Below are 24886 nucleotides of genomic sequence, written 5' to 3' on the forward strand. Positions count from 1 at the left end.
CGTGGTCATGGCCCGCTCCACGACCCGCCGCCGTCCCGCTGCCGCCGCCGCCAGCGAGGGCGGCGTCAACCCCAAGGCGCCCTGCCCCTGCGGATCGGGCCGCCGGTACAAGCACTGCCACGGCTCGGGCTACGCGCCGCCGGTCACCCGGCCCTTCGAGGGCCTGCCGGGCGAGCCGCACTGGGTGGCGCTGCGCGAGCTGGTGCCGGCTGCGACGGTGCCGCTGCGGACGGCGGACGGCCGCGACGTCACCCTGGCCAGCGTGCTGCCGGGTGGCGCGCCGGCGCTGGTCCGCGCCAACGGGGAGATCCTGCTCGGCGTCCAGCTGCAGACGTCGTCCGACGACGTCAGCCGCGACCTCGGGACGGCGCTGGCCGCGGCGCTGGAGGCGCCCGCCGGCGCACCGGTCGACCCCGGCCCGATCGGCGGCGCGGGCTCGGCTGGCCCCCGGCTGCAGGAGCTCCTGGACCTCGAGGCCCCGTTCGAGGTGACCGTGCACCCGGACTTCGGCTTCTGGCTGGAGGGCACCGACGCCGGTCCCGCGGCGCACGCCGGGCTGGAGCAGGCCAACGCCGCCGTGCTGCCCACCGAGCTGCTGCCGGGCCTCGGCGCCGCGTACTGGGTGCGGCCCGGCGCCGAGCGCGCCCACCTGCGCTGGGTGCGCCCGGAGCCCGAGGAGCGGCTGCTCGACGCGCTGGCCCGGCTGCGGGCCGCCGAGCAGGTCACCCTCGGGGAGGGCACCCGCTACGCCGGCGCCTTCCGCGCGCACGGCCTCGTCGTCCCGGTGTGGGACCTCCCGGCCGACGCGCCGTCCACCGACTGGACCGGTCCGGCGACCGAGTTCCAGGCCCGCCTCGAGCAGGCGCTGGGCGCGACCGACCCGCTGACCGCCGACGAGCGCCGCGCCCGCGCCGGGCTGCTGTCCCGCCAGGTCACCCTCCGCTGAGCGAGGACCCCGGCGTCGGTTCTCACGGAAACTGACGGGGAGGATCCGTCGGTTGTCACGGGAACCGACGGGGGAGCCGGGGTCAGAGCTGCTGGATGAGGTGGCGGTAGAAGCAGGCGCCGCGGTGCAGGGCGGCGACGGAGATCCGCTCGTCGGCGGCGTGCAGCGTGGCCAGCTCCGCCGCTGACAGGTCGAAGGGCATGAAGCGGTAGACGCTGTCGGACAGCGCGCAGAAGTGCCGCGCGTCGCTGGCCTGCACCATCACGTACGGCGCCACGACCGCGTCCGGGTAGACCGCCCGCACGGACGCGGCCAGCGCGGCGAAGGCCTCGTTGTCGGCGCGGGACACCGGTGACGGATCGGACCCGGAGACCACGCGCAGCTGCACCGAGGGGTCGTCCACCACCCGCCGCAGGCGCTCGAGGGTCGAGGCGACCGTCTCCCCGAGCGCGATGCGGATGTTGGCGTGCGCCGTCGCCCGGGTGGCCAGCACGTTGGCCGCGGCGCTGCCCTCCAGCCGGGTGATGGCGACCGTGGTGCGCACCAGCGCGTTGGCCTCCCGGCTCGCCGCGGCCAGCACGCGGGCCAGGAGCGGGCGCAGCAGCGGCGCGTGGGCGAACACCGCCCGGTGGACCGGCGTCGCGGCCCGGCCGGCCGCGTCGACCATCGCGAGGACGACGTCGTCCAGGCGCGGCGGGAACGGTGACTCGTCGATCCGCACGATGGCGCGGGCCAGGCGGGCGGGAGCTCCGCCGGGCAGCGGCGCGGAGGCGTGCCCGCCGGGGTCGGACGTCGTCAGCTCGACGTCCAGCAGGCCCTTCTCGGCCAGCCCGACGACCGCGACCGGGCCGGGGACCCCGGGGAACACCCCCTGGACGACGGCGCCGCCCTCGTCGACGACCGCCCACGGCCGCACGCCGCGCCGCCGCAGCTCCTCGACGGCCAGCGGGGCCCCGACGCCGGCGACCTCCTCGTCATGGCCGAAGGACAACCAGACGTCGCGCCGCGGGACGACGCCCGCCGCGGCCAGCGACTCCACCGCCTCCATCACCGCGACCAGGCAGCCCTTGTCGTCGATGGCGCCGCGGCCGTGCACGGAGCCGTCGGCGACCCGCCCGGAGAACGGGTCCTCCGCCCAGTCCTGCCCCGCGACGGGGACGACGTCGTAGTGCGCCATGAGCACCAGGGGCCGCTCGGGCGACGCCCCGGGCCAGCGGTACAGCAGGGCGCCGTCGCCGAGCACCTGCCGCTCGAGCACGCGGTGCGCCTGCGGATAGAGCTCGGCGAGGCGGTCGCGGAACCGGGCGAACGCCGCGCCGTCCACGGCCGCGGGGTCCCGGGAGGAGATCGTCGGGATGCGGATCAGCTCGCCCAGGCGGGCGGCCGCGGCGTCGGCGTCCAGGCCGGTGGCGTCGGCCGGGACCACGTCGGCCGGCTCCGGCCGGAAGCGCGCCACCCGGCGCGCGGCGGCCGCGGCCGCGACCCCGGCGGCGGCCAGCAGCAGCCGGGCCCTCACGCGACCGGCCCCGGCAGCGGGTCGGAGAACGCCAGCCGCGGGACGACGAGCAGCGCCACGGCCGCGAGGAGGGCGGTGACCCCGCAGATGACCCAGACGGTGACGTAGCCCGACAGGGACCCCGCCGTGCCCTCGGTGCCGTCGGCGAGCGTGGGCACGTCGGAGGCCAGCGCGAGGGCGAAGGCGGCCGAGGCGAACGTGCCGCCGAGCACCTTGGTGGTGTTGGTCAGCCCGGTGGCCACGGCGGTGCGGCCCGGGACCGCGGCGGCCGCGGCGGCCGCGGGGATGGCGGCGACCAGGGCGCCCGAGCCCAGCCCGGCCACCACCATCGCGCCCAGGACCTGCGCCAGGGAGCCGTGGAAGGGCACCAGGAGCAGGTAGCCGGTGCCGGTGAGGGTGGCCGCGCCGATGAGGGTGGTGCGCGGGCTGGTCAGCGCCGAGACGCGGGAGAAGCCGGCCGCACCGGCGAGCATCGAGACCACGTACCCGCCGATGACGATCGACACCGCGCTCGTCGACAGGCCCAGGCCGTAGCCGTAGACCGCCGGGTCGGTCCGCGCGAACGTGGACAGCGGCCCCTGCGCGCCCAGCACGCTGACGCCGAACAGCGCGGCGGTCAGCTGCACCGGCCACATCGAGGGGCTGCGCAGCACGCGGAAGTCCACCAGGGGGTCGGGCCGCCGCAGCTCGAAGCGCACGAAGGGGACGACGAGCAGCACGCCCAGCGCCGTCACCAGCCACGGCCACGCGGCGTCGCCGTCCAGCCGGACGAGGGTCAGCCCGCCGGTGACGACGAGCAGCACCAGGCTCAGCAGGACCGCGCCGCCGGTGTCCACCTCGCCGCTGGTCCGCCCCTCGCTCTCGGGGACGCGGAGCGCGATGACGACGCACACGCCCACGACCAGGAGCGCGGGGACCAGCAGCACGACCGTCAGGTCCAGCGCGCCGCCCAGCTGCCCGCCGGCGAGGGCGCCTCCGATCGCGCCGGCCTGCAGTGCCGCGACGATGACGCCGGTCGCGCGCCGGGTCCGGGCCGCCGGGTCGGGGACGCCGCGCGAGCGGGCGTGGATGAGCGCCACCTGAAGCGGCAGCCAGGCGACGTAGCAGCCCTGCACCGCCCAGGCGGCGAGGAACAGCGGGAACGTCGGCGCGACGGCCAGCGCGAGGCTGGCGACCGCCGTGACGACGGCGGAGACCAGCAGGACCCGGCGGTGCCCGTGCAGGTCGCCCAGCTTGGCCAGGACCGGCACCGCGATCGCCGACAGCATGAGCTGGGCGGCCTCGAGCCAGTTGACGTCGGCGTCGTGGATGCCCAGGTGCCGGGCGAGGTCGGTCAGCAACGGCACGTAGTACCCCTGCAGGACGCCGCTGGTGAACTCCACGACGACCAGCCAGCCGACCAGCCCGCCGCCGATCCGGCCGATCCGGCCGCTGGTCGAGCGGCCCGCCCGGCCGCCCGCCGTCCCTGCTCGCGCCACCCGTGGGTCCTCCCGGCCGTTCGCGGTCGGCGGATGTTACCCGGCAGTAGTAGCCCGGTGCGCCGCGCCGCGACGCAGTGCACCCGAACGAATTCGACGTTACGAGAACGTGACGCGCGTTTGTCGTCGAGGGGTTGACGGGGCCCGCTTGTTAGCGCTCACACTGATGCGCTCGCCACGGGCGGGCCTGCGCCGGGTCGAGCGCGCAGACATCTCGAGGAGGAGATCACGTGAGCAAGAGGCTCGGCTTCACCGCCCTCAGCGCCACCCTGGCGCTGACGTTGGCGGCGTGCGGCGGCGAGGGCGCCGGCGGCAGCGGGGGCGCCGGCGGCGGCGACGCGGAGGACCTGACGGTCGGCGTCTCGATGCCGACCCAGACCTCCGAGCGCTGGATCGCCGACGGCGAGAACGTGCAGGCGCAGCTGGAGGAGGCGGGGTACGGCGTCGACCTGCAGTACGCGAACAACGACATCCCCACGCAGTCGCAGCAGATCGACCAGATGATCACCGAGGGCGCCGACATCCTGCTCATCGCGGCCATCGACGGCACCGCTCTCGCCGGCCAGCTGGAGAACGCGGCGTCCAACAACATCCCGGTCATCGCCTACGACCGGCTCATCCGCGACAGCGAGAACGTCGACTTCTACGTCACGTTCGACAACTTCCAGGTCGGGGTGGCGCAGGCCAACGCCCTGCTGACCGGGCTGGGTCTGCAGACCCCGGACGGGCAGCCGGGTACGGCCACCGGCCCGTTCAACATCGAGATCTTCGCGGGCTCGCTGGACGACAACAACGCCTTCTTCTTCTTCGACGGCGCGATGTCGGTCCTGCAGCCGCTGATCGACGACGGCACGCTCGTCGTCAAGTCCGGCCAGACGAGCATCGAGCAGGCCGCGATCCTGCGGTGGGAGCAGGAGACCGCCCAGCGGCGCATGGAGGACCTGCTGACCTCCACCTACAACGACGGCTCCCGCGTCGACGGCGTCCTGTCGCCCTACGACGGCATCTCCCGCGGCATCATCACCGCGCTGCAGAACGCCGGCTACGGTCCGACGCTCGACGCTGCCAACCCGATGCCGCCCGTGACCGGTCAGGACGCCGAGATCGGCTCGGTGAAGCTCATCCAGGACGGGGTCCAGAGCTCCACGATCTTCAAGGACACCCGTCTGCTGGCCGAGCAGGCCGTCGCCGCGGCGACGGCGTTCGCCGAGGGCAACGAGCCGGAGGCCAACGACACCGAGACCTACGACAACGGCGTCAAGGTCGTGCCGTCCTTCCTGCTCCCGGTCGAGACGGTCTTCGCCGACGACATCCAGTCGGTGCTGATCGACTCCGGCTACTGGACGGCCGAAGAGGTCACCAGCGGCGTGGCGGACTGACCTCCGTCCCATGAGCCCGGCCGGGCTCGGCAGCCGTTGCTGCCGGGCCCGGCCGGCACCACCGGGATGGGAGGCAGTCCGACGCGCCATCGGGCTCCAGGACGCCCCATCCTGAGACCACGCACACCCAGCGCTCGAGACGAGGACGACGAGGTCCATGGCCGATCACATCCTGGAGATGCGCAACATCACCAAGACCTTCCCCGGCGTCAAGGCGCTGGAGGACGTCACCCTGTCCGTGCAGCGTGGCGAGATCCACGCGATCTGCGGTGAGAACGGCGCCGGCAAGTCGACCTTGATGAAGGTCCTCTCGGGCGTCTACCCCGCGGGCAGCTACGACGGCGAGATCGTCTACGACGGCCAGCCCGTCAGGTTCAACGGCATCCGCGACAGCGAGCACGTCGGGATCGTGATCATCCACCAGGAGCTCGCCCTGGTGCCCTACCTCTCGATCGCGGAGAACATCTTCCTGGGCAACGAGCGGCGCGGCCGCGGCGGGTTGATCGACTGGAACAAGGCCAACGCCGAGGCCGGCGAGCTGCTGCGCTCGGTGGGGCTCGAGGAGAACCCGGTGACCCAGGTGGGCCAGCTCGGCGTCGGCAAGCAGCAGCTGGTCGAGATCGCCAAGGCGCTGTCGAAGGACGTGCGGCTGCTGATCCTCGACGAGCCCACCGCCGCGCTCAACGACAACGACTCGGCGCACCTGCTGGACCTGCTCCGGCGGCTCCGCGAGCGCGGCATCACCTGCATCATGATCTCGCACAAGCTCAACGAGATCACCGCCGTCTCCGACAACGTCACCGTCATCCGCGACGGCAAGACGGTCGAGACGCTGAGCCTGCACGCCGGCGAGGTCACCCAGGAGCGGATCATCCGCGGGATGGTCGGCCGGGATCTCGAGAGCTACTACCCCGAGCGCGAGTCGCACCCCGGCGAGGAGATCCTCCGCGTCGAGGACTGGACCGTCTGGCACCCCACGCAGGACCGCAAGATCGTCGACGGGGCGAACTTCACCGTCCGGGCCGGAGAGGTCGTCGGGATCGCCGGCCTCATGGGGGCAGGGCGCACCGAGCTGGCCATGAGCATCTTCGGGCGCGCCTACGGCCGGAACATCTCCGGCCGGATGTTCGTGCACGGCAAGGAGATCCGGCCGCGCAACGTCGCCGAGGCCATCGACGCCGGGATCGCCTACGCCACCGAGGACCGCAAGCACTACGGCCTCAACCTCATCGAGGACATCCGCCGCAACGTCTCCGCCGCCGCCCTGAAGAAGCTCGCGAGCAACGGCTTCGTCAACGGCAACGAGGAGATCAAGGTCGCCGAGGGTTACCGCAAGAGCCTGAACGTCCGGGCTCCCAGCGTCACGTCGATCGTCGGCAAGCTCTCGGGCGGCAACCAGCAGAAGGTCGTGCTGTCCAAGTGGCTGTACACCGACCCGGAGGTGCTGATCCTCGACGAGCCCACCCGCGGCATCGACGTGGGTGCGAAGTACGAGATCTACACGATCATCAACCGGCTCGTCGCGGACGGTAAGGCAGTGCTGGTCATCTCCTCCGAACTGCCGGAGCTGCTCGGCATCTGCGACCGGATCTACACGCTGTCCGCGGGCCGGATCACCGGCGAGATGCCCGTCACGCAGGCCACCCAGGAGAACCTGATGGAGCTCATGACCAAGGAGAAGGAGCTCGCGGCATGACCAGGACCGTTCCCCCCTCGTCGGACCCGGAAGCCCAGTCGGCCACCGCTCCCAAGGACGTCGCGCCTGCCGCGGCGCTGCACACCGGCACCAGCGACGTCCGCGGACTGCTGACCAGCAACCTGCGGCAGAGCGGCATCTACGTCGCCTTCGTGGTGATCGTCGCGCTGTTCGCCGTCCTGACCGGGGGGACGTCCCTCTCCCCCGGCAACGTCACCAACATCGTCCTGCAGTACTCCTACATCCTGATCCTGGCCATCGGCATGGTCATCGTGATCATCGCGGGGCACATCGACCTGTCGGTGGGATCGGTGGTCGCGCTCACCGGGGCGGTCTCCGCCGTCCTGGTGATCCGCCAGGGCATGCCCTGGTGGGTGGGGGCGCTGGCCGCCATCGCGGTCGGTCTGGCGATCGGCGCCTGGCACGGGTTCTGGGTCGCCTACGTCGGCATCCCGGCGTTCATCGTGACCCTCGCCGGCATGCTGCTGTTCCGCGGGCTCACGCTGCAGGTGCTCGACAACATCTCGCTCTCGCCGTTCCCGAGCGAGTACGGGCGGATCGCCAGCGGCTTCCTCAACGGGCTGCTCGGCGGCCAGGGCTTCGACGCGTTCACCCTGCTGATCGGGGCGATCGCGGTCGCCGGCTACGCGGTCAGCAACTGGCGGACCCGCATGGCGCGGGTCAAGTACCAGCAGCCGGTCGAGTCCTTCCCGCTGTTCGTCGCCAAGATCGTGCTCGTGGGCGCGGTCGTCATGGCCTTCGCCTGGCAGCTGGCGCACGCGCGCGGACTGCCCATCGTGCTGATCATCCTGGCCGTGCTGATCATCGCCTACGGCGTCATCACCAAGCGGACCGTCTTCGGCCGCCAGGTGTACGCGATCGGCGGCAACCTCGCGGCGGCCACGCTCTCGGGCGTCAAGGTCCGCGCGGTGAACTTCTGGATCTTCGTCAACATGGGCTTCCTGGCCGCGGTCGCCGGCGTCGTCTTCTCGTCGCGGTCCAACGGCGCGCAGCCGGGGGCCGGGAACATGTTCGAGCTCGACGCGATCGCCGCGGCGTTCATCGGTGGCGCGGCCGTCACCGGTGGCGTCGGCACGGTCGTGGGCGCCATGGTCGGCGGCCTGATCATGGCCGTGATGAGCAACGGCATGCAGCTCATGGGCGTCGACCAGTCCATCCAGTCGGTGGTCAAGGGGCTGGTGCTGCTCCTCGCGGTCGCCTTCGACGTCTACAACAAGCGGCGGGCCGGCGCCTCGCGCTGAGGTCCCGGGCGGTCCCGCGGGCGCACCGCGGGACCGCCCCGCCCCCACCGCAGCGGTGGGACCCGACGAGGGGAGGGGAACACCGTGGAGCCCGAGGGGGCCACGCGCGCACTGGTCATGGCCGACGTGGCCGCCCGCGCCGGCGTCTCGCACCAGACCGTCTCCCGGGTCGTCAACGGGCACCGCAACGTGGCCCCCCAGACCCGTGAGCGGGTGCAGCGGGCCATCCGCGAGCTGGGCTACCGGCCGAACACGGCGGCGCGGGCGCTGGTGACCGGGTCGACCCGCACGATCGGCTTCGTCGCCGTCAACATCAACCAGTACGGGCCGGCCCAGACGCTGGTCGGCCTCGAACAGGCCGCGCGCACCGCCGGCTACTCGCTCAGCGTCACCGTGCTCGACGACGCGACGGCCGAGGCCATGCGCGACGCCGTCGACCGGTTCGTGGCGCAGTCCGTGGACGCCGTCGTCGCGCTGGGCACCTACGACGACGCCTCCGAGGCGCTGCACGCGCTGGACGCGCCCATCCCCCTGGTCGCGGTGCAGAGCGGGGGCTCCAAGGAGTGGCCGGCCGTCGGCGTGGAGCAGGTGGCCGGCGCCCGGCTGGCCACCCGGCACCTCCTGGACCTCGGCCACCACACCGTCCACCACGTCACCGGCCCGGCGGACTCCCAGGAGGCCCGGGACCGCATCGAGGGCTGGCACACCGAGCTGTGCACGTCCGGGGCACCGGTGCCGGAGTACCTGCGCGGCGACTGGACGCCGTCGTCGGGGTACGCGGCCGGCAAGCGGCTGGCCGCCCGCGTCCGGGACGGCGAGGAGATCACCGCGGTGTTCCTGGCCAACGACCAGATGGCGCTCGGGCTGCTCGCCGCCTTCTCCGAGGAGGGCCTCGACGCGCCCCGCGACGTCAGCGTGGTGGGCTTCGACGACCTGCCCGAGGCCCCCTACTTCACCCCGCCGCTGACGACGGTCCGCCAGGACTTCGCCGAGCTGGGCCGCCGCGGCGTGCAGCTGGTGCTGGCCCGGCTGCGCGGCGAGGACCTGCACCCGGACCCGGTGCCGGCGCAGCTGCTGATCCGGTCGAGCACCGGGCCGCTACCGCGCCCCCGGGTGTGACCCTGACTGTGTTAACGCTAACATCATCACCTCCCGAACCGCGAGAGGCTCCCCTGACATGACGATGGACGCCGGCGCCGCGATCGCCGGAGGTCACACGGCCCTCGGGATCGAGCTCGGATCGACGAGGATCAAGGCGGTGCTGATCGGTCCGGACTCCGCTCCGCTCGCCGTCGGCACCTCCGACTGGGAGAACCAGCTCGTGGACCGGCGGTGGACGTACTCGCTGGACGCCGTCTGGTCGGGTGTCCAGGAGAGCGTCGCGGCCCTGGCGGCCGACGTGCGGCGCCGTCACGGGGTCGACCTGGCGGGAGTCGGTGCGCTGGGCGTGTCGGCGATGATGCACGGCTACCTGGCGTTCGACGCCTCCGGGGAGCTGCTGACGCCGTTCCGCACCTGGCGCAACACGAACACCGGCCGAGCGGCCGAGCGGCTCAGCGCGGAGTTCGGCGCCAACATCCCGCACCGGTGGAGCGTCGCCCACCTCTACCAGGCGATCCTGGACGGCGAGGACCACGTCGGCCGGCTGGACCACCTGACGACCCTGGCCGGCTACGTGCACTGGCGGCTCACCGGCGAGAAGGTGCTCGGTGTCGGCGATGCCAGCGGCATGCTCCCGATCGACGGCGACACCGGCGGCTACTCCGCCGCGATGCTGACCCGGTTCGACCAGCTCGCGGCCGAGGCGGGGGTGGAGCTGACCCTGGCGGACCTGCTGCCGGCGATCGCCGTCGCCGGCCAGCCGGCCGGCACGCTGACCGAGGCGGGCGCGGCGCTGCTCGACCCTCCCGGGCGACTGCGGCCCGGCATCCCGCTCTGCCCGCCCGAGGGGGATGCGGGGACGGGGATGGTCGCCACCAACTCGGTCGCACCGCGCACCGGCAACGTCTCCGCCGGCACGAGCATCTTCGCCATGGTCGTGCTGGAGCACGAGCTCAGCCGGGTGCACCGCGAACTGGACCTGGTCACCACGCCGGCCGGGGACCCAGTGGCCATGGTGCACTGCAACAACGGGGCCAGTGAGCTGAACGCCTGGGTCGGGCTGTTCGCCGAGTTCGCCCGGGCGATGGGCATCGCGGCCGAGCCGTCGGCCGTCTTCGAGACCCTGTTCGCCGCCGCGCTCGGTGGGGCCAGCGACTGCGGCGGGCTGCTGGCCTACAACTACCTCTCCGGCGAGCCGATCACCGACCTCGAGGAGGGGCGGCCGCTGTTCGTGCGGTCCCCGGACAGCACCTTCGACCTCGCCACCTTCATGCGCACGCACCTGTTCGCGTCCCTGGCCACCCTGCGGATCGGCATGGACGTGCTGCTGGAGACCGAGGGCGTGCGGCTGGAGCGGATGTTCGCGCACGGGGGCCTGTTCAAGACCAGGGGCGTGGCGCAGCGCTTCCTGGCCGCGGCGATCGACACGCCGGTCTCCGTCGGGGACGTCGCGGCCGAGGGCGGCGCCTGGGGGATGGCCGTCCTCGCCGCCTTCGCCACCCGGCGCTCGCCCGAGCAGAGCCTGGCCGACTACCTGGACACCGTGGTCTTCCCCGCCGCCGCGCTGGAGACCGTCGAGCCCGAGCCGGGCGACGTCGCCGGGTTCGACGCGTTCATGCAGCGGTACGTCGCGGCACTGCCGGTCGAGCGGGCCGCCGTGGACCACGTGGGCATCGGCCCCCAGCGGGCCGAGCCGGACCTCCCCGACGTCGAGACGACGGCGTCCGCCCTGACCGAGGAGCAGGCATGACCAGCACGACCACCCGTACCGAGCGGGGCACGTTCCGCGAGCAGCGTGAGCACGTGGCCCGGCTGCACAGCTACCTGACCCGCTACCAGCTGGTCACCTGGACGTCCGGGAACGTGTCCGAGCGGGTGCCCGGCGAGGACCTCTTCGTCATCAAGGGCAGCGGCGTCGAGTACGACGACCTGACCTGGGAGGGCATCACCGTCTGCGACCTCGACGGCAATGCCGTCGACGGGGTGAAGAAGCCCTCGAGCGACACCGACGCGCACGCCTACGTCTACCGGCACATGCCCGAGGTCAACGGGCAGGTGCACACGCACAGCCCGTATGCCACGGCGTGGGCCGCGCGCGGCGAGGCGATCCCGTGCGTGCTCACCGCGATGGGCGACGAGTTCGGGGGGTCCATCCCGATCGGGCCGTTCGCGCTGATCGGCGACGACTCGATCGGCCAGGGCATCGTCGCCACGCTGCGCGGCTCCCGCTCGCCCGCCGTCCTCATGCAGAACCACGGCGTCTTCACGATCGGCCCGTCGGGGAAAGCCGCCGTCAAGGCCGCCGTCATGACCGAGGACGTCGCCCGGACGGTGCACTTCTCGCGCCAGCTCGGCGAGCCGCTGCCGATCGCCCAGTCCGACATCGACTCCCTCTACACGCGCTACCAGAACGTCTACGGACAGTGAGGAAGGCAGCTTGATGCGCACGGACCCCTTCGCCGGGCACGAGCTCTGGTTCCTGACCGGCAGCCAGGGGCTCTACGGCGAGGAGACCCTCCAGCAGGTCGCGGCACAGTCGCAGCAGGTGGCCGCGGCGCTCGACGGGGCCGGGGAGGTCCCGATCCGGGTGGTCTGGAAGCCGGTGCTCACCGACGCCGGCGCGATCCGGCGCGCGATGGGCGAGGCGAACGAGGACCCGGCCTGCGTCGGCGTCATCACCTGGATGCACACCTTCTCCCCGGCGAAGATGTGGATCAGCGGGCTCGACGCGCTGCGCAAGCCGCTGCTGCACCTGCACACCCAGGCCGACGCCGCCCTGCCGTGGGCGACGATCGACATGGACTTCATGAACCTCAACCAGGCCGCCCACGGCGACCGGGAGTACGGCTTCGTCCTCACCCGGCTGCGCATGCCGCGGACGACGGTGGCCGGGCACGTCTCGAACCCGCGGGTGCTCGCGCGCGTCGGCTCCTGGGCGCGCGCGGCCGCGGCGGCCGACGCCGTCCGGTCGCTGCGGCTGGCCCGCTTCGGCGACAACATGCGCAACGTCGCGGTCACCGAGGGGGACAAGGTCGAGGCCGAGATCCGTTTCGGCGTCTCGGTGAACACCTGGGGCGTCAACGACCTGGTGGCCGTGGTGGAGTCGGTCGAGGACGCCGCCGTCGACGCCCTGGTGCAGGAGTACGGGGACCTCTACGAGTTCGCCGACGACGCCGCGCCCGGCGGGCCCGCGCACGACGCGGTGCGGTACCAGGCCCGCATCGAGGCCGCGCTGCGCAGGTTCCTGGAGGACGGCGGCTTCGGCGCGTTCACCACGAACTTCGAGGACCTGGGCGGCCTGCGCCAGCTCCCGGGCCTCGCCGTCCAGCGGCTGATGGCCGACGGCTACGGGTTCGGCGGCGAGGGCGACTGGAAGACCTCGGTCCTCCTGCACACGCTCAAGGTGGCCGCGCACGGGCTGCCCGGCGGCACGTCCTTCATGGAGGACTACACGTACCACCTGGACACCGAGACCCCGAAGATCCTCGGGGCGCACATGCTCGAGGTCTGCCCGACCATCGCCGGCGACCGGCCGCGGGTGGAGGTGCACCCGCTGGCGATCGGCGGCCGCGAGGACCCGGCCCGGCTGGTGTTCACCGCGGCGCCGGGCGAGGGCGTCGTCGTCGGCTGGTGCGACCTGGGCGACCGGTTCCGGTGGGTGGCCAACGAGATCGACGTCGTCCAGCCCGACGAGCCGCTGCCGAACCTGCCGGTCGCCCGCGCGGTGTGGCAGCCGCGGCCGGACTTCGGGACGGCGACCGAGGGCTGGCTGACCGCCGGGGGGCCGCACCACACCGTGCTGTCGACGGCGCTGGGGGCCGAGGAGCTCACCGACCTGGCCGAGGTGTTCTCGACCGAGCTGGTGCTCATCGACGCGGACACCACCCGGCGGTCGCTGGCCAAGGAGCTGCGCTGGAGCGCCGCCTACCACCGCCTCGCCCAGGGGCTGTAGCCCCCCGACCGCCGGTTCCCGCGGAAACCGTCAGAGGGCGGCGCGGGAGATCGGGCAGCTCATGCACCGGGGCCCGCCGCGACCGCTGCCGAGCTCGGACCCGGCGATGCGCACGACCTCGATCCCGGCGGCCTCGAGCGCGGCGTTGGTGACGGTGTTGCGCTCGTAGGCCACCGTCAGCCGCGGCGCCAGCGCGAGGGTGTTGTTGCCGTCGTCCCACTGCTCCCGCTCGGCGGTGACCGGGTCGAGGCCGGTGTCGATCACCCGCAGCCGGTCGATGCCCATGGCGGCGGCCGCGGCCGACAAGAACGGCGCGGGGCCGCGGACGGTCAGGTCGGTGGTGTCGTCGTCGTCCGGCTCGACCTCCGCGGTCACCGTCCAGGCCACCAGCGAGTCGGCGACGGCGGGGTACATGACCAGCGCGTCGACGTCGACCATCGTCGCGATGGTGTCCAGGTGCATCGTCGCGCGCTGCTGCGCGATCGGGACGACGAGCACCGTGTGCGCCAGTCCGCGGGCGAACACGCGCCGGGCCAGCCGCTCCGCCCCGCCGGGCGTCGTCCGCTCGCCCACGCCGACGGCCACCACCCCCGGCGCCAGGAGCAGCACGTCCCCGCCCTCCAGGTGCTCCAGCGACGCCTCGTACAGCTGCCGGGTGCCGGCGAAGCGCGGGTGGTGGGCGTAGACGGCGGCGGTGATCGAGCTCTCCCGCGCCCGGGCCGGCATCGCCAACGAGGTCACCGCCACCTCGTCGCCCACCCACACCGACGAGTCGCGGGTGAACAGCAGGTTGGGCAGCGGGGGGACGACGAAGTCGCCGCGGGTCATGAGCTCGTAGGACAGCCCGCGCCCGCCGGGCAGCTCGTCGTGCGCCAGCCCGGCGATCAGGGTGCCGGCGAGGTCGGCGGGGGCGAGGTCGGCCAGGTGCGCGGTCGCCGTCCGCTTGAGGGTGGCCCCGAGCCGCGGGTCGTCGACGGCGGCGGCGACCAGCTCGGCGCGCGCGTCCGGCACGGTCAGCACCTCGGCCAGGAGCCGGTCCAGGTACAGGACCTCGACGCCGCGGGCGGTCAGCTCCGCGGCGAACGCGTCGTGCTCGTCCTGCGCCCGCCGCACCCACGGCACGCCGTCGAACAGCAGCTGGTCGTTGTTGCGCGGGGTCAGCCGGCGCAGCTCGGCACCGGGGCGGTGCAGGAGCACGGTGCGCAGCCGGCCCACCTCGCTGGTCGCGCCGGGGGGAGCGGGGTCCATGGCGCCGAGGCTGGCACACCCGCCGGGGGTCAGGCGGACCTCGGTGCGGTCGAGCGCTTGCGACGCGGACGGGTCGCGGTGTCCTCCGGCAGCCGCGAGAGGTGCGAGTCGGCCAGCGCGACCTGGTGCGGCGAGCCGACCAGCTGGCCCTGCCGGCGGGCCGCCAGCCACCACTCGCGCGCCGCGACGGTGTCCCCGGCCCGCTCGGCGATCCGCCCCAGCAGCTCGTCGTAGGCGCCCAGGCTGAACGCCGGCGTTCCGAGCACCGCCTGCCGGCCGCGGAACGGGTGCAGCTGACCGGTGGCCGCCTCGATCTCGGGCTCGTCGCCGATCTGCACCGCCACCTCGGCCTGCAGCAGGGTCGCCACGTCGCTGGCCCAGTCGCGCACCTGGGTGCGGCCCCACCGCTTGCGCAGCCGCCGCGCCTCGGTCAGGTCACCGGACTCGGCCGCGGCCAGCACCGCCATGAGCTGCAGCAGCGGGTTGCCCTCGTCGCCGGTCTGCACCAGCAGGTCGATCGCCTCGGGCAGCCGGTGATCGCCCCGCCGCAGGGTGAACTGGTGCGCGGCGAACGCGTGGGCGGCGTGCGGCGTGACCTTGCGGTACAGCTCGTAGGCCTCGGTGGTCAGCTCCTCGGCGCGGACGGCGTCCCCGCGGAGCCAGGCGGCGCCGGCCTGCTGCCAGAGCACGTGCGGCCGCACCTCCGGACCCGACAGCGAGATCGCCAGCCGCCGCCCGGCGTCCAGGTCGGCCTCGAAGCCTCGCAGGTCGGCCAGGTGCAGCCGGATCGCCGCCCGGTGCAGCCGGGCGTAGAACTCCGTGCGGCGGGGGAGCCCGCGGCCGACCAGGGCGAGCGCCTCGTCGGTGGCCGCCAGCCGCTGCTCGGCCGCGCCCGGGCGGCCCCAGACCGCCAGCGAGTGGTTGTTCAGCGTCCGGCCGAGCAGCTCGGGGTCCCCCACCTCGCGGGCCAGCTGCACCGCCCGCTCGGCGTGCCGCGGGCCCTTGTCGAGGTCCTCGCTGAAGGCCAGCTCGACGCCGAGGGTGCCCAGCAGCCGGGCGGTCAGCCGGGCCCGCTCCTCGGGCGACGCGTCCGGGGCGATGTCGTCGGCGTGGTCCAGCAGGTCCTCCAGCAGGCCGACCATCTCGTGGTCGACGACGCCGTGCGGGCGCCAGTTCCACAACGTCGGCGAGCCCCACACCGCGGCGGACTCCAGCAGGCAGCGGCGGTCCCCCAGCTCGCGCGCGACCGCGATCGCCTCGCCCACCACCTCCCGCGCCTCGGTGTGCTGGCCGCTGCGCAGCAGGTCGTTGCCGAGGGTGGTCAGCAGGTCGTGGCGGGTGCGGGCGGCACCGGGCTCGGCGGGGTCGAGCAGCGCCAGGGCCCGCCGGACGTGCGCCGCGGCCTCGCCGGAGGCCAGCCGGTCGCGGGCGGCCTGGGCGGCGGCGGTCGAGTAGCGCAGCGCCGGGCCCGGCCCGGCGACGGGCACCGCCTCGACGAAGTGGTGGGCCAGCCGCTCGACGAGGGTGTCGTCGGGCCGCCCGCCCGCGACCCGCCGCTCCAGGGCGGCGGCCAGCCGAGCGTGCAGCCGGGCCCGGCGCAGCCGCGGCAGGTCGTCGTGGAGGACCTCCTGCACCAGCGCGTGGGTGAACCGCCAGGTCCACGGCTGGCGACCCTCGACCACGAGGCCGAACGCCATCGCCGTGTCCAGCGCGGCCAGCGCCTCCTCGGCGGGGGTGCCGGCCGCCTCGAGGAGGTCCAGCGGGACGTCCCGGCCGGCCAGCGCGGCCAGTTCCAGCACCTCCCGCGTGCCGGCGGGCAGCCGGGCGAGCCGGGTGCGCAGCACCTCGCCGACCGACGGCGGCACCGGCACCCGGTCCAGGTGCAGGTCGTGCGCGCCGACCATCCACCGGGCCAGCTCCACGACGAAGAACGGGTTGCCGGCGGTGCGGTCGTGCACCGCGGAGGCCAGCGACCGGTCGCCGACCGACCCGAGCTGGCCGGCGATGAGCGCCGCGACGTCGTCGGCGGCCAGGCCCTCCAGGCGCAGCCGGGACGCGGCCGGCTCCCGGTTGAGCCGGGCCAGGCAGTCGGACACCGCCTCCGGCAGGTCCTCGCCCACGGTCCGGACCGTGACGACGATCAGCAGCGGCACCCGGGGCAGGTGTCGGGCCAGCAGCGACAGCAGCTGCACCGAGGTGGTGTCGGCGCCCTGCAGGTCGTCGAGGACGACGAGCACCGGGCGGGTCGCGGCCGCGGCGAGCCGGGCGCGGAGGTCCTGGAACAGCCGGAACCGGGCGGCGTCGGCGTCCCCGGCGGCGTCCTCGGCCGGCGGCGCGAGCTGCTCCTGGCCCAGCTGCTCCAGCACCTGCGTCCAGGGCCACAGGGCGGGCGCGCCGGCGTCGTCGGCGCACCGGCTCCAGGCCACCGCCCAGCCGGCCGCGCGCCCCGCGTCGGCCGCGGCCTCGGCCAGCCGGGTCTTGCCGATGCCGGCCTCCCCGCCCAGGACCACGACGGCGGGCCGCCCCGCGCCGACCTGCTCGGCGACCGTGCGCAGGTGGCCGAGCTCGGCCTGGCGGCCGACGAGGGCCTCCGCGCCGGGAGAGACCGCCGCCGGCGGCGCGGGCGGCGGGACGACGGACAGCACCGGCCGCGGCACCCGGTCGGTGAGCCGCGGGTCCTGCCGGAGCACCGCCCGCTCGAGGTCGCGCAGCTCCGGGCCGGGGTCGATGCCGAGCTCGTCGCGCAGGAGCTCGGTGCAGCGGCGCAGCGCGTCCAGGGCGTCGGCCTGCCGGTCCGCGGCGTAGAGGGCGGTGACCAGCCGGGCCCACAGCCGCTCCCGCAGGGGGTGCTCGGCGACCAGGTGCTGCAGGTCGGCGACGGCGCTGTCGGCCCGCCCGACCGCCAGCAGCGCGTCGCAGCGCCGCTCGCGGGCGCGCACGTGCAGCTCGGTGAGCCGCAGCCGGTCGGTGGCGGCCGTCGGCGTGTCGCCCAGCTCCGCCAGGGGCTGCCCGCGCCACAGCCCGAGCGCGCGGTCCAGCAGCGGGATGCCGCGGGCCGGGTCGCCGGAGGCCACCGCGCGGTCGCCGTCGTCGACCAGCTGGGCGAACCGCAGGCTGTCCAGGTCGGCCGGGCCCACCTGCAGCAGGTAGCCGGGCGGGCGGGTCAGCAGCACCGTGGGCGCCTGGCGGGGACCGCGGTCGGGCTCCAGGACCCGCCGCAGGTGCGAGACGTGGGCCTGCAGGGTGCCCGTGACGGTGGGGGGCGGCTCGTCCCCCCACAGCGTCGTCACGATGCGGTCGACGGCCACCACGCGCCCGGGCTCGGCGAGCAGGAGGGTGAGCAGGGCGCGGGGCTTGGCGCCGCCCACGTCCAGCAGGCGCCCGTCGGGGCCCGTGACCTCGAGCGGTCCGAGGACGCGGTAGCGCACGACGGGGGATCCTCCCAGCTCGCGCGCCGGAGCGGGAGCCCTCCCGGCGCGCCGCCCGGGGCGCAAGCAGCCCCGCAAGTGGCCGGCAAGTCCGGGGCAAGTCCGCGGCGGGAGGGTCGGCGGCGTCCGAGAGAAGCTCCGCGGCGCGACCGCCGCACCGTCCCCGAGGAACTCCCTGTCATGAGCCCCACCGAGCTCCACCCCGCCGCCGAGACCATCCCCGCGCCGCGCCGACCCGCCGAGAACGCCGGGGCCGACCTGCCCGCCGTCCCGGCCGGCGACGTCGACGAGCTGCGCAGCCGCGTCCACGGCCCGGTCTACGCCGCCGGGGACGAGGGGCTGGCCGCCGAGGTCTTCGCCTGGAACGTCGCCGTCCGGCACACCCCCGCGGTCGCCGTCGGCGCCACCTGTGCCGCCGACGTGTCCGCCGCCGTCTCCTGGGCGGTCGCGCACGGGCTGCCCGTCGCCGTCCAGGCCACCGGGCACGGGCCGGTCCGCAACGCCGCCGGGTCGGTGCTGGTGTCCACCCGCCGCATGCAGGGCGTCACCGTCGACCCGGTCCGGCGCACCGCCCGCGTGGAGGCCGGCGTCCGGTGGGAGAAGCTGCTGGCGGCCGCCGCCGAGCACGGGCTGACCGGACTGTGCGGCTCGTCCTCCGACGTCGGGGTGGTCGGCTACACCCTGGGCGGGGGCATGGGCTCGCTGGGCCGCCGGTACGGCTTCGCGGCCGACGCCGTCGTGTCCTTCGACATCGTCACCGCCGACGGCGCGCTGCGGACCGTCTGCTCCGAGACCGAGCCCGAGCTGTTCTGGGCGGTGCGCGGCGGCAAGGGGAACTTCGGCATCGTCACCTCGCTGGAGATGCAGCTCGTGCCGGTGCGCTCGATCGTCGGCGGCGGGCTGTTCTTCGCCGCCGAGGACGCCGCCGACGTGCTGCACGCCTTCCGCGCCTGGGCGCCCACCCTGCCCGAGGAGGTCGGCACCTCGATCGCCGTCCTGCGGCTGCCGCCGATGGAGGAGCTGCCCGAGCCGCTGCGCGGGCGAACCGTCGTCCACCTGCGCTACTCCTACTGCGGCGACGACCCGGCCGAGGGGGAGCGGCTGGTCGAGCCGATGCGGGCCGCCGGCCGCATCGTGCTCGGTTTCGTCGGCCCGCTGCTGACCACCGAGATGGACGCCGTGCACATGGACCCGAAGGACCCGATGCCCGGCTGGGAGAAGGGCATGCTGCTCGCCGAGCTCACCGAGGAGACGGTCGAGGCCTTCCTCGCCGCGGCCGGCCCGCAGGTGGAGCTGCCGCTGATCATGGCCGAGCTCCGGATGATGGGTGGGGCGCTGGCCCGCCGGCCGGAGGTCCCCAACGCGGTGGCCGGCCGGGACGCCGCCTGGTCGGTGCTGGTGCTGGGTCCGGGGGTGCCCGAGCTGGCCGACGTCCTGCCGCACGTGGCCGGCGGGGTGCTGGGTGCGCTGCGGCCCTGGGCGGCACCCGGGTGCATGGTGAACTTCCTCGGCGCGGTGTCCGGCCCGGCCGAGGTGGCCGCGGCCTATCCGCCGGCGGTGGCCGAGCGACTGCTCGCGCTCAAGCAGGCGGTGGACCCCCAGGGCGTCTTCTCCTTCGGGTACGCCCTCGACCCACGTGCCTGAGCGGGAGGCCGGAGAGGAGTGGCGCGGGGGCCAGGACGGCTGGCCCCGGCGCCTGCCGCGGCACTACCGGCGGCTCCGGCCCGGCCTCCCACCGACGGGCGAGGGCGAGGGCGCCGGCTCCGGACCCGACGAGCGCAGCGGGGACGACGAACCCCGCTGACGGCCCCGAAGTGGAGTGCAGGAGCGCAGGGAACCTGGGCTCCTGCACTCCACTTCACTCGGGGAGCAGGACGCCGGGGTTGCAGATGCCCCGCGGGTCCAGGCGCTGCTTGACCGCCCGCAGCACCTCCACGCCGAGGGGGCCGATCTCGCGCTCCAGCCAGGGGCGGTGGTCGGCTCCGACGGCGTGGTGGTGGGTGAGCGTGCCGCCGGCCGCGACCAGGGCGTCGGTCGCGGCGCGCTTGGCCAGCAGCCACTGCTGGATGGGCAGGTCGTCGTCCCGGTCGGCGAGCACGGTGACGTAGAGGGAGGCGCCGGTCGGGTAGCCGTGCGACACGTGGCTCAGGACCAGCGGCGTCCTCCCGCGCCGGCCCAGCGACTCCCGCAGCGCGGCACGGACGGCGTCGTAGACCGCGGGCAGCGCTGTCCAGGTGGCCGCCGTCTCCAGGGTCTCGACCAGCAGGCCGGCGTCCAGGAGCGAGTCCCGCAGGTACGGGGCGCCGAAGCGGTGCTTGCGCCACGACTCCCCGACGCGCGCGCCGACCCGCACCGCCCGGGACTCCCGCAGGACCGCGGCCGCCGCCCGCTGCCGGGCGCGCACCAGGTGCGGCAGCCCCTCCCAGCCGACGACGAGCAGGCAGCCCTCCCCGCGCCGCCGCGCCCGCAGCACGCCGCGCAGCGCCCGGGCGCCCGGCCCCGACGCCATGAGCAGGTTCGCCCGCGTCTCGTCGGGGTCGGAGAGCCGGACGACGTCGGGCAGCAGGTCGTGCCGCGCCAGCCGCTGCAGCCCGGCCAGCCCCGCCTCCCACGACCGGAACGACCAGCCCTCGTACTCCCGCGCCCGCGGCCGGGGGCGGACCCGCAGCCGCAGCTCGGTGATGACGCCCAGGGCGCCCTCCGAGCCCAGCGCCAGCCCCAGCAGGTCCGGGCCGGCGGCCGACGCCGGCGGGTGCCCGAGCTCGAGCACCCCGGACGGCGTGGCCAGCGTGAGCCCGGCGACCAGGTCGTCGAACCGGCCGACGCCGGTCGAGGCCTGCCCGGCCGAGCGGGTGGCCGCGTACCCGCCGAGGGTGGCGAACTCCCAGCTCTGCGGCAGGTGGCCGAGGGTCAGCCCGTCGGTCTCCAGGTGCCGCTCCAGGGCCGGGCCGCGCACCCCCGGCTGCACCGTCACCAGCGACGAGTGGACGTCGACCGACCGCACCGACGCCATCCGCGCCAGGTCCACCGACAGCGACGGGCGGTCGTCGGCGTCGACGCCGGACAGGCCCCCCACGACGCTGGTGCCGCCGCCGAAGGGCACCACGACGACCCCCAACTCGCTGCACAGCGCCAGCAGCGCGGCGGTCTCCTCGGTGCTGCCGGGGGTGACGACCGCGTCGGGGGCGTCGGAGGCGTCGCCGGCCCGGCGGCGCAGCAGGTCCAGGTAGCTCTTGCCGCCGGCGTGCCGCAGCCGGGCGGCCCGGTCGGTCCGGACGTGCTCCTCGCCGAGCAGCTCGACCAGGCGGAGGCGGCAGTCCTCCGCCAGTCGGGAGGGGGGCAGCACGATCTCGGCCACCGGCACCGGCGGGGTCGGCCGGGCCGTCCAGCCGAGCTCGCGGGCCAGGTACCGGCGGGCGGCCTTGGGCAGCACCTCGGCCAGGTCGGGGAAGGCCGCCAGCTCCAGCGAGCCGTCGTCCCCCTCCCGCCCGGCGGTCACCGTGGCGTCGCGCGGGCGGGTGGGGCGACCCCAGCCCTGGATGGTCAGTTCGGGCTGCTCCGGCACGGCTACAGTCTGCCGGGTGCTCGGCGCGGGTCCCTCCGACGGCGCCGGTGCCGGCGCCCTGTCCCCGGCCCGGCGGGCCGCCGACCTCGACGTCGTCGCCGGGGGACGGGTCGACGTGGTGGTGGTCGGCGGCGGGGTGACCGGCGCCGGCGTGGCCCTGGACGCCGCCTCCCGCGGGCTGTCCGTGGTGCTCCTCGAGCGCGCGGACCTCGCCTCGGGCACCAGCCGCTGGTCGTCCAAGCTCGTGCACGGCGGGCTGCGCTACCTCGCGCACGGCGAGCTGGGCCTGGCACGGGAGAGCGCCCGCGAGCGCGCCGTCCTCATGGGGGCGACCGCGCCGCACCTGGTCCGGCCGCTGGCGTTCCTCGTCCCCGACGTGGCCGGCCGCGCGGCGAGCGCGCTGGCCGGGGTGGGTGGCCGGCTGGGGGACGCCGTCCGCGCCTCGGTCGCCGGCGGTCGCCGCTCGCTGCCGGGCACCCGCCGGGTGGGGGCGGCCGAGCTGGCCCGGCTGACCCCGGGGGTGCGCGGGGGCCGCGGCGGCGTCGTCTTCTGGGACGGCCGGCTCACCGACGACGCCCGGCTGGTCGTGGCCCTGGCCCGCACCGCGGCGGCGAACGGGGCGCGGGTGCTGACCGGTGCGGCGGTGCGCGCCGTCGACGGCGCCGACGTGCACGTCGAGACGGCGGACGGCGAGGCGCTGGCGCTGCGCGCGGGCGTGGTCGTCAACGCGACCGGCGTGTGGGCGCAGCGCCTGGCCCCCGCCGTCCGGCTGGTCCCCTCGCGCGGATCGCACCTCGTCGTGCCGGGGGAGCGGCTGGGCTCGCCCTCGGCAGCGCTGACCGTGCCGCTGCCCGGGTCGCGCTCGCGCTACGTGTTCGCCCTGCCGCAGCCCGGCGGCCTGCTGTACCTGGGCCTGACCGACGAGCCGGTGCCGGGTCCGGTCCCCGACGAGGACCCCGTGCCGGCCGAGGACGAGGTGACGCTGCTGCTGGACACCGTCAACCAGGTGCTGGCCGCGCCGCTGACCCGGGCCGACGTCGTCGGGAGCTTCGCCGGGCTGCGCCCGCTGGTCCTGCCCGCCTCCGCCGGCACCGGCCCGGACGGCGCCACGTCGGACCTCTCCCGGCGACACCTGCTCCGGTGGGACGGACCGGTCCTCACCGTCGTGGGCGGCAAGCTGACGACCTACCGCGCGATGGCGGAGCAGGCCGTCGACGCGGTCGTGGCGCGGCTGGACCGGGGCGCCCGGCGGGCCCGCACCGCCCGCCTGCCGCTCGTCGGCGCCGCGCCGCCGGTCGCCCTGGAGCGGGTGGCGGCACCGCGGCGGCTGGTCGAGCGGTACGGCACCGAGGCGCCGGCCGTGGCCGCCCTGGGCGCGGAACCGGTGGTCGACGGTCGGCCGGAGACGGTGGGGGAGCTGCGGTTCGCCGTCCGCTGCGAGGGGGCGCGGACGGTGGCCGACCTGCTGGACCGGCGGGTGCGGATCGGCCTGGTGCCCGCCGACCGGCAACGCGCTGTCCCGGTGGCCGTGCGGGTGCTGGCCGAGGAGTCCTGATCCCACTGTCTGGGAACACGGTTCCCGCGTGGTGGGCGGCGGGTGGAGGCTGGGCGCGTGGACACCTACACGCACGGCCACGCCGAGCCGGTCCTGCAGTCCCACCGCTGGCGGACCGCGGAGAACTCGGCCGGGTACCTCCTCCCGCACCTGCGGCCCGGCGCGGACCTGCTCGACGTCGGCTGCGGGCCGGGCACCATCACCGTCGACCTGGCCGCCCGGGTGGCACCCGGCCGCGTGCTCGGGCTCGACGTCGCCCCGGCGCCCCTCGACGAGGCGCGGGCGGCCGCGGCGCGCGCCGGCCTGCCGGTGACCTTCGCGGTCGGCGACGTCTACGCCCTCGACCTGCCCGACGACTCGTTCGACGTCGTCCACGCCCACCAGGTGCTCCAGCACCTGACCGACCCGGTCGCCGCGCTGCGCGAGATGGCGCGGGTGTGCCGGCCCGGTGGCCTGCTCGCCGTCCGGGACGTCGACTACGCGGCGACCGCCTGGGCGCCGGCCGACCCGGGCCTGGACCGGTGGCTGGACCTGTACTCCCGGGTGGCGCGGCGCAACGACGCCGAGCCCGACGCCGGACGCCGGCTGCTGGCCTGGGCGCACGCCGCCGGGCTGCGCGACGTCACGGCCACGACCGGGTCGTGGTGCTTCGCCGGCCCGGCCGACCGCGAGTGGTGGGGCACCTCGTGGGCGGGGCGCGCGACGTCGTCGGCCTTCGCGGAGCAGGCGCTGGCCTACGGGCTGGCCACGCCGGGCGACCTCGAGGAGGTCGCCGCGGCGTGGCTGCGCTGGGCCGCGGCCGACGACGGCTGGCTCGGCATGCTGCACGGCGAGCTGCTGATCCGCGTCTGAGCCGCCGAGATCGCCGATCTCGCACGCCTGGGCGCTCCCAGGGCGGCGAGATCGGCGATCTCGGCGGGGGCGGGGGCGGGTCAGCCGCCGTGGCGGGCGGCGTTCGTCTGGATCGCGTCGCTGACGTACTGCGCCAGGCCCGGCGCGATCCTCTCGTAGTGCGCGGTGAACCGGCCGTCCTCCACGTACATGCGCCCCAGCCCCGCGTGGATCTCGTACGAGCAGTCGTAGAAGTTCCGGCTGATCTGCTGCCGGTGCTCCTCGGCCAGGTCCATCGCCGCCGCCGAGTCGGCGGGGACGCCGTCGCGCAGGGCCGCGGCGAACCGCGACTCGACGTCCTCCCCCTCGGCCTTGATCCGGACCCAGTCGTCCTTGGTGTAGGCGCGGGTCCGCCGCTGCGACTGCGCCCACGCCTCCGTGTCGCCCCACTTCTGCTCGGCCTCGGCCTCGTACTCCTCGGGCAGCCAGTCGCCGAACAGCTCGAACTTCTCCTCAGGGGTCAGGTCGATCCCCATGGCTCTCGCCTCCATCTCCTTCTCGACGGCCGTGACCATGGCCGACGTCCGCTCCACCCGGTCGAGCAGCAGCCGGTGCTGCCGGCGCAGGTGCTCGGCCGGGTCGGCGGACGGGTCGTCCAGCAGGGTCGCGACCTCCTCGAGGGGGAAGCCGAGCTCGCGGTACACCAGCACCTGGTGCAGCCGGTCCAGGTCGGCCGGCGAGTACCGCCGGTAGCCCGCCGACGTCCGCCCGGACGGCGACAGCAGCCCGATCCGGTCGTAGTGGTGCAGCGTGCGCACCGTGACCCCGGCCAGGGCGGCCACCTCTCCCACGTTCACAGCTCCTCCTCTCTCTGACGGGGACGAGTGCACAGCCTGACGTTGCGTCAGGGTCAAGCGCGATCCCGGGCG

17 protein-coding genes are annotated in these 24886 nt (G+C 75.2%); 11 read left to right on the forward strand and 6 right to left on the reverse strand.

Annotated features, from left to right (window positions below; translation table 11 throughout):
- The first annotated feature begins 7 nt into the window (after positions 1–7).
- Positions 8–946, forward strand: coding sequence for a DUF5926 family protein (locus PGN05_RS07080; protein WP_419751831.1), 939 nt, complete (start codon positions 8–10; stop codon positions 944–946).
- A gap of 82 nt (positions 947–1028) precedes the next feature.
- Here PGN05_RS07080 and PGN05_RS07085 read toward each other — a convergent pair whose 3' ends face one another.
- Together PGN05_RS07085 and PGN05_RS07090 are read right to left on the reverse strand one after the other, a co-directional pair.
- Positions 1029–2462, reverse strand: coding sequence for a M20/M25/M40 family metallo-hydrolase (locus PGN05_RS07085; protein ID WP_419751832.1), 1434 nt, complete (start codon positions 2460–2462; stop codon positions 1029–1031).
- On the reverse strand, positions 2459–3940 hold the full coding sequence (locus PGN05_RS07090; protein ID WP_419751833.1) for an MFS transporter: 1482 nt from the start codon (positions 3938–3940) through the stop codon (positions 2459–2461). Before PGN05_RS07090 ends, PGN05_RS07085 begins: the two co-directional genes overlap by 4 nt.
- A gap of 230 nt (positions 3941–4170) precedes the next feature.
- Here PGN05_RS07090 and chvE point away from each other — a divergent pair, with 230 nt between their 5' ends.
- The 7 genes from chvE (at position 4171) to araA (ending at position 13330) form a co-directional block, all read left to right on the forward strand.
- Entirely contained in the window at positions 4171–5319 is a 1149-nt protein-coding gene (chvE, locus tag PGN05_RS07095; RefSeq protein ID WP_419751834.1) for a multiple monosaccharide ABC transporter substrate-binding protein, read from the forward strand.
- 157 nt (positions 5320–5476) lie between these two features.
- Positions 5477–7015: a multiple monosaccharide ABC transporter ATP-binding protein gene (mmsA, locus tag PGN05_RS07100; RefSeq protein WP_419751835.1), complete on the forward strand. Its 1539-nt coding sequence runs from the start codon at positions 5477–5479 to the stop codon at positions 7013–7015.
- Positions 7012–8277, forward strand: a complete 1266-nt coding sequence (mmsB, locus tag PGN05_RS07105) for a multiple monosaccharide ABC transporter permease (protein ID WP_419751836.1) — start codon at positions 7012–7014, stop codon at positions 8275–8277. The genes mmsA and mmsB overlap by 4 nt, the downstream gene beginning before the upstream one ends.
- An 84-nt stretch (positions 8278–8361) precedes the next feature.
- Positions 8362–9396, forward strand: a complete 1035-nt coding sequence (locus tag PGN05_RS07110; protein WP_419751837.1) for a LacI family DNA-binding transcriptional regulator — start codon at positions 8362–8364, stop codon at positions 9394–9396.
- Positions 9397–9454: 58 nt separating this feature from the next.
- Positions 9455–11128, forward strand: a complete 1674-nt coding sequence (locus tag PGN05_RS07115) for a xylulokinase (RefSeq protein ID WP_419751838.1) — start codon at positions 9455–9457, stop codon at positions 11126–11128.
- Entirely contained in the window at positions 11125–11805 is a 681-nt protein-coding gene (locus PGN05_RS07120; protein ID WP_419751839.1) for an L-ribulose-5-phosphate 4-epimerase, read from the forward strand. The genes PGN05_RS07115 and PGN05_RS07120 overlap by 4 nt, the downstream gene beginning before the upstream one ends.
- Positions 11806–11818: 13 nt before the next feature.
- A complete protein-coding gene (gene araA, locus PGN05_RS07125; RefSeq protein WP_419751840.1) occupies positions 11819–13330 on the forward strand; it encodes an L-arabinose isomerase in 1512 nt (503 codons plus the stop codon).
- A 30-nt stretch (positions 13331–13360) separates the two neighbouring features.
- Here araA and PGN05_RS07130 read toward each other — a convergent pair whose 3' ends face one another.
- Both PGN05_RS07130 and PGN05_RS07135 read right to left on the reverse strand, forming a co-directional pair.
- Positions 13361–14578 carry an arginine deiminase gene (locus PGN05_RS07130; protein WP_419751841.1) on the reverse strand — a complete coding sequence of 406 codons (1218 nt, stop codon included), beginning with the start codon at positions 14576–14578 and terminating at the stop codon, positions 13361–13363.
- Positions 14579–14607: 29 nt separating this feature from the next.
- Entirely contained in the window at positions 14608–18006 is a 3399-nt protein-coding gene (locus PGN05_RS07135; RefSeq protein WP_419751842.1) for a BTAD domain-containing putative transcriptional regulator, read from the reverse strand.
- A gap of 180 nt (positions 18007–18186) precedes the next feature.
- Here PGN05_RS07135 and PGN05_RS07140 point away from each other — a divergent pair, with 180 nt between their 5' ends.
- The gene (locus tag PGN05_RS07140; protein WP_419751843.1) at positions 18187–19650 is read left to right on the forward strand and encodes an FAD-binding oxidoreductase; all 1464 of its coding nucleotides are present in this window, start codon (positions 18187–18189) and stop codon (positions 19648–19650) included.
- A gap of 214 nt (positions 19651–19864) precedes the next feature.
- On the opposite strand, the gene PGN05_RS07145 is transcribed toward PGN05_RS07140, so the two are convergent.
- Positions 19865–21571 carry an FAD-binding oxidoreductase gene (locus tag PGN05_RS07145; RefSeq protein ID WP_419751844.1) on the reverse strand — a complete coding sequence of 569 codons (1707 nt, stop codon included), beginning with the start codon at positions 21569–21571 and terminating at the stop codon, positions 19865–19867.
- Positions 21572–21587: 16 nt separating this feature from the next.
- On the opposite strand from PGN05_RS07145, the gene PGN05_RS07150 reads away from it, so the two are divergent.
- Complete coding sequence (locus tag PGN05_RS07150; protein ID WP_419751845.1) at positions 21588–23126, forward strand: glycerol-3-phosphate dehydrogenase/oxidase; 1539 nt, start codon at positions 21588–21590, stop codon at positions 23124–23126.
- 57 nt (positions 23127–23183) lie between these two features.
- Complete coding sequence (locus PGN05_RS07155) at positions 23184–23978, forward strand: methyltransferase domain-containing protein (RefSeq protein ID WP_419751846.1); 795 nt, start codon at positions 23184–23186, stop codon at positions 23976–23978.
- Positions 23979–24058: 80 nt separating this feature from the next.
- Here PGN05_RS07155 and PGN05_RS07160 read toward each other — a convergent pair whose 3' ends face one another.
- Positions 24059–24814: a MerR family transcriptional regulator gene (locus tag PGN05_RS07160; protein ID WP_419751847.1), complete on the reverse strand. Its 756-nt coding sequence runs from the start codon at positions 24812–24814 to the stop codon at positions 24059–24061.
- Positions 24815–24886 lie beyond the last annotated feature (72 nt).

The organism is Geodermatophilus sp. CPCC 206100 (assembly GCF_048569675.1).
Taxonomy (GTDB): domain Bacteria; phylum Actinomycetota; class Actinomycetes; order Mycobacteriales; family Geodermatophilaceae; genus Geodermatophilus.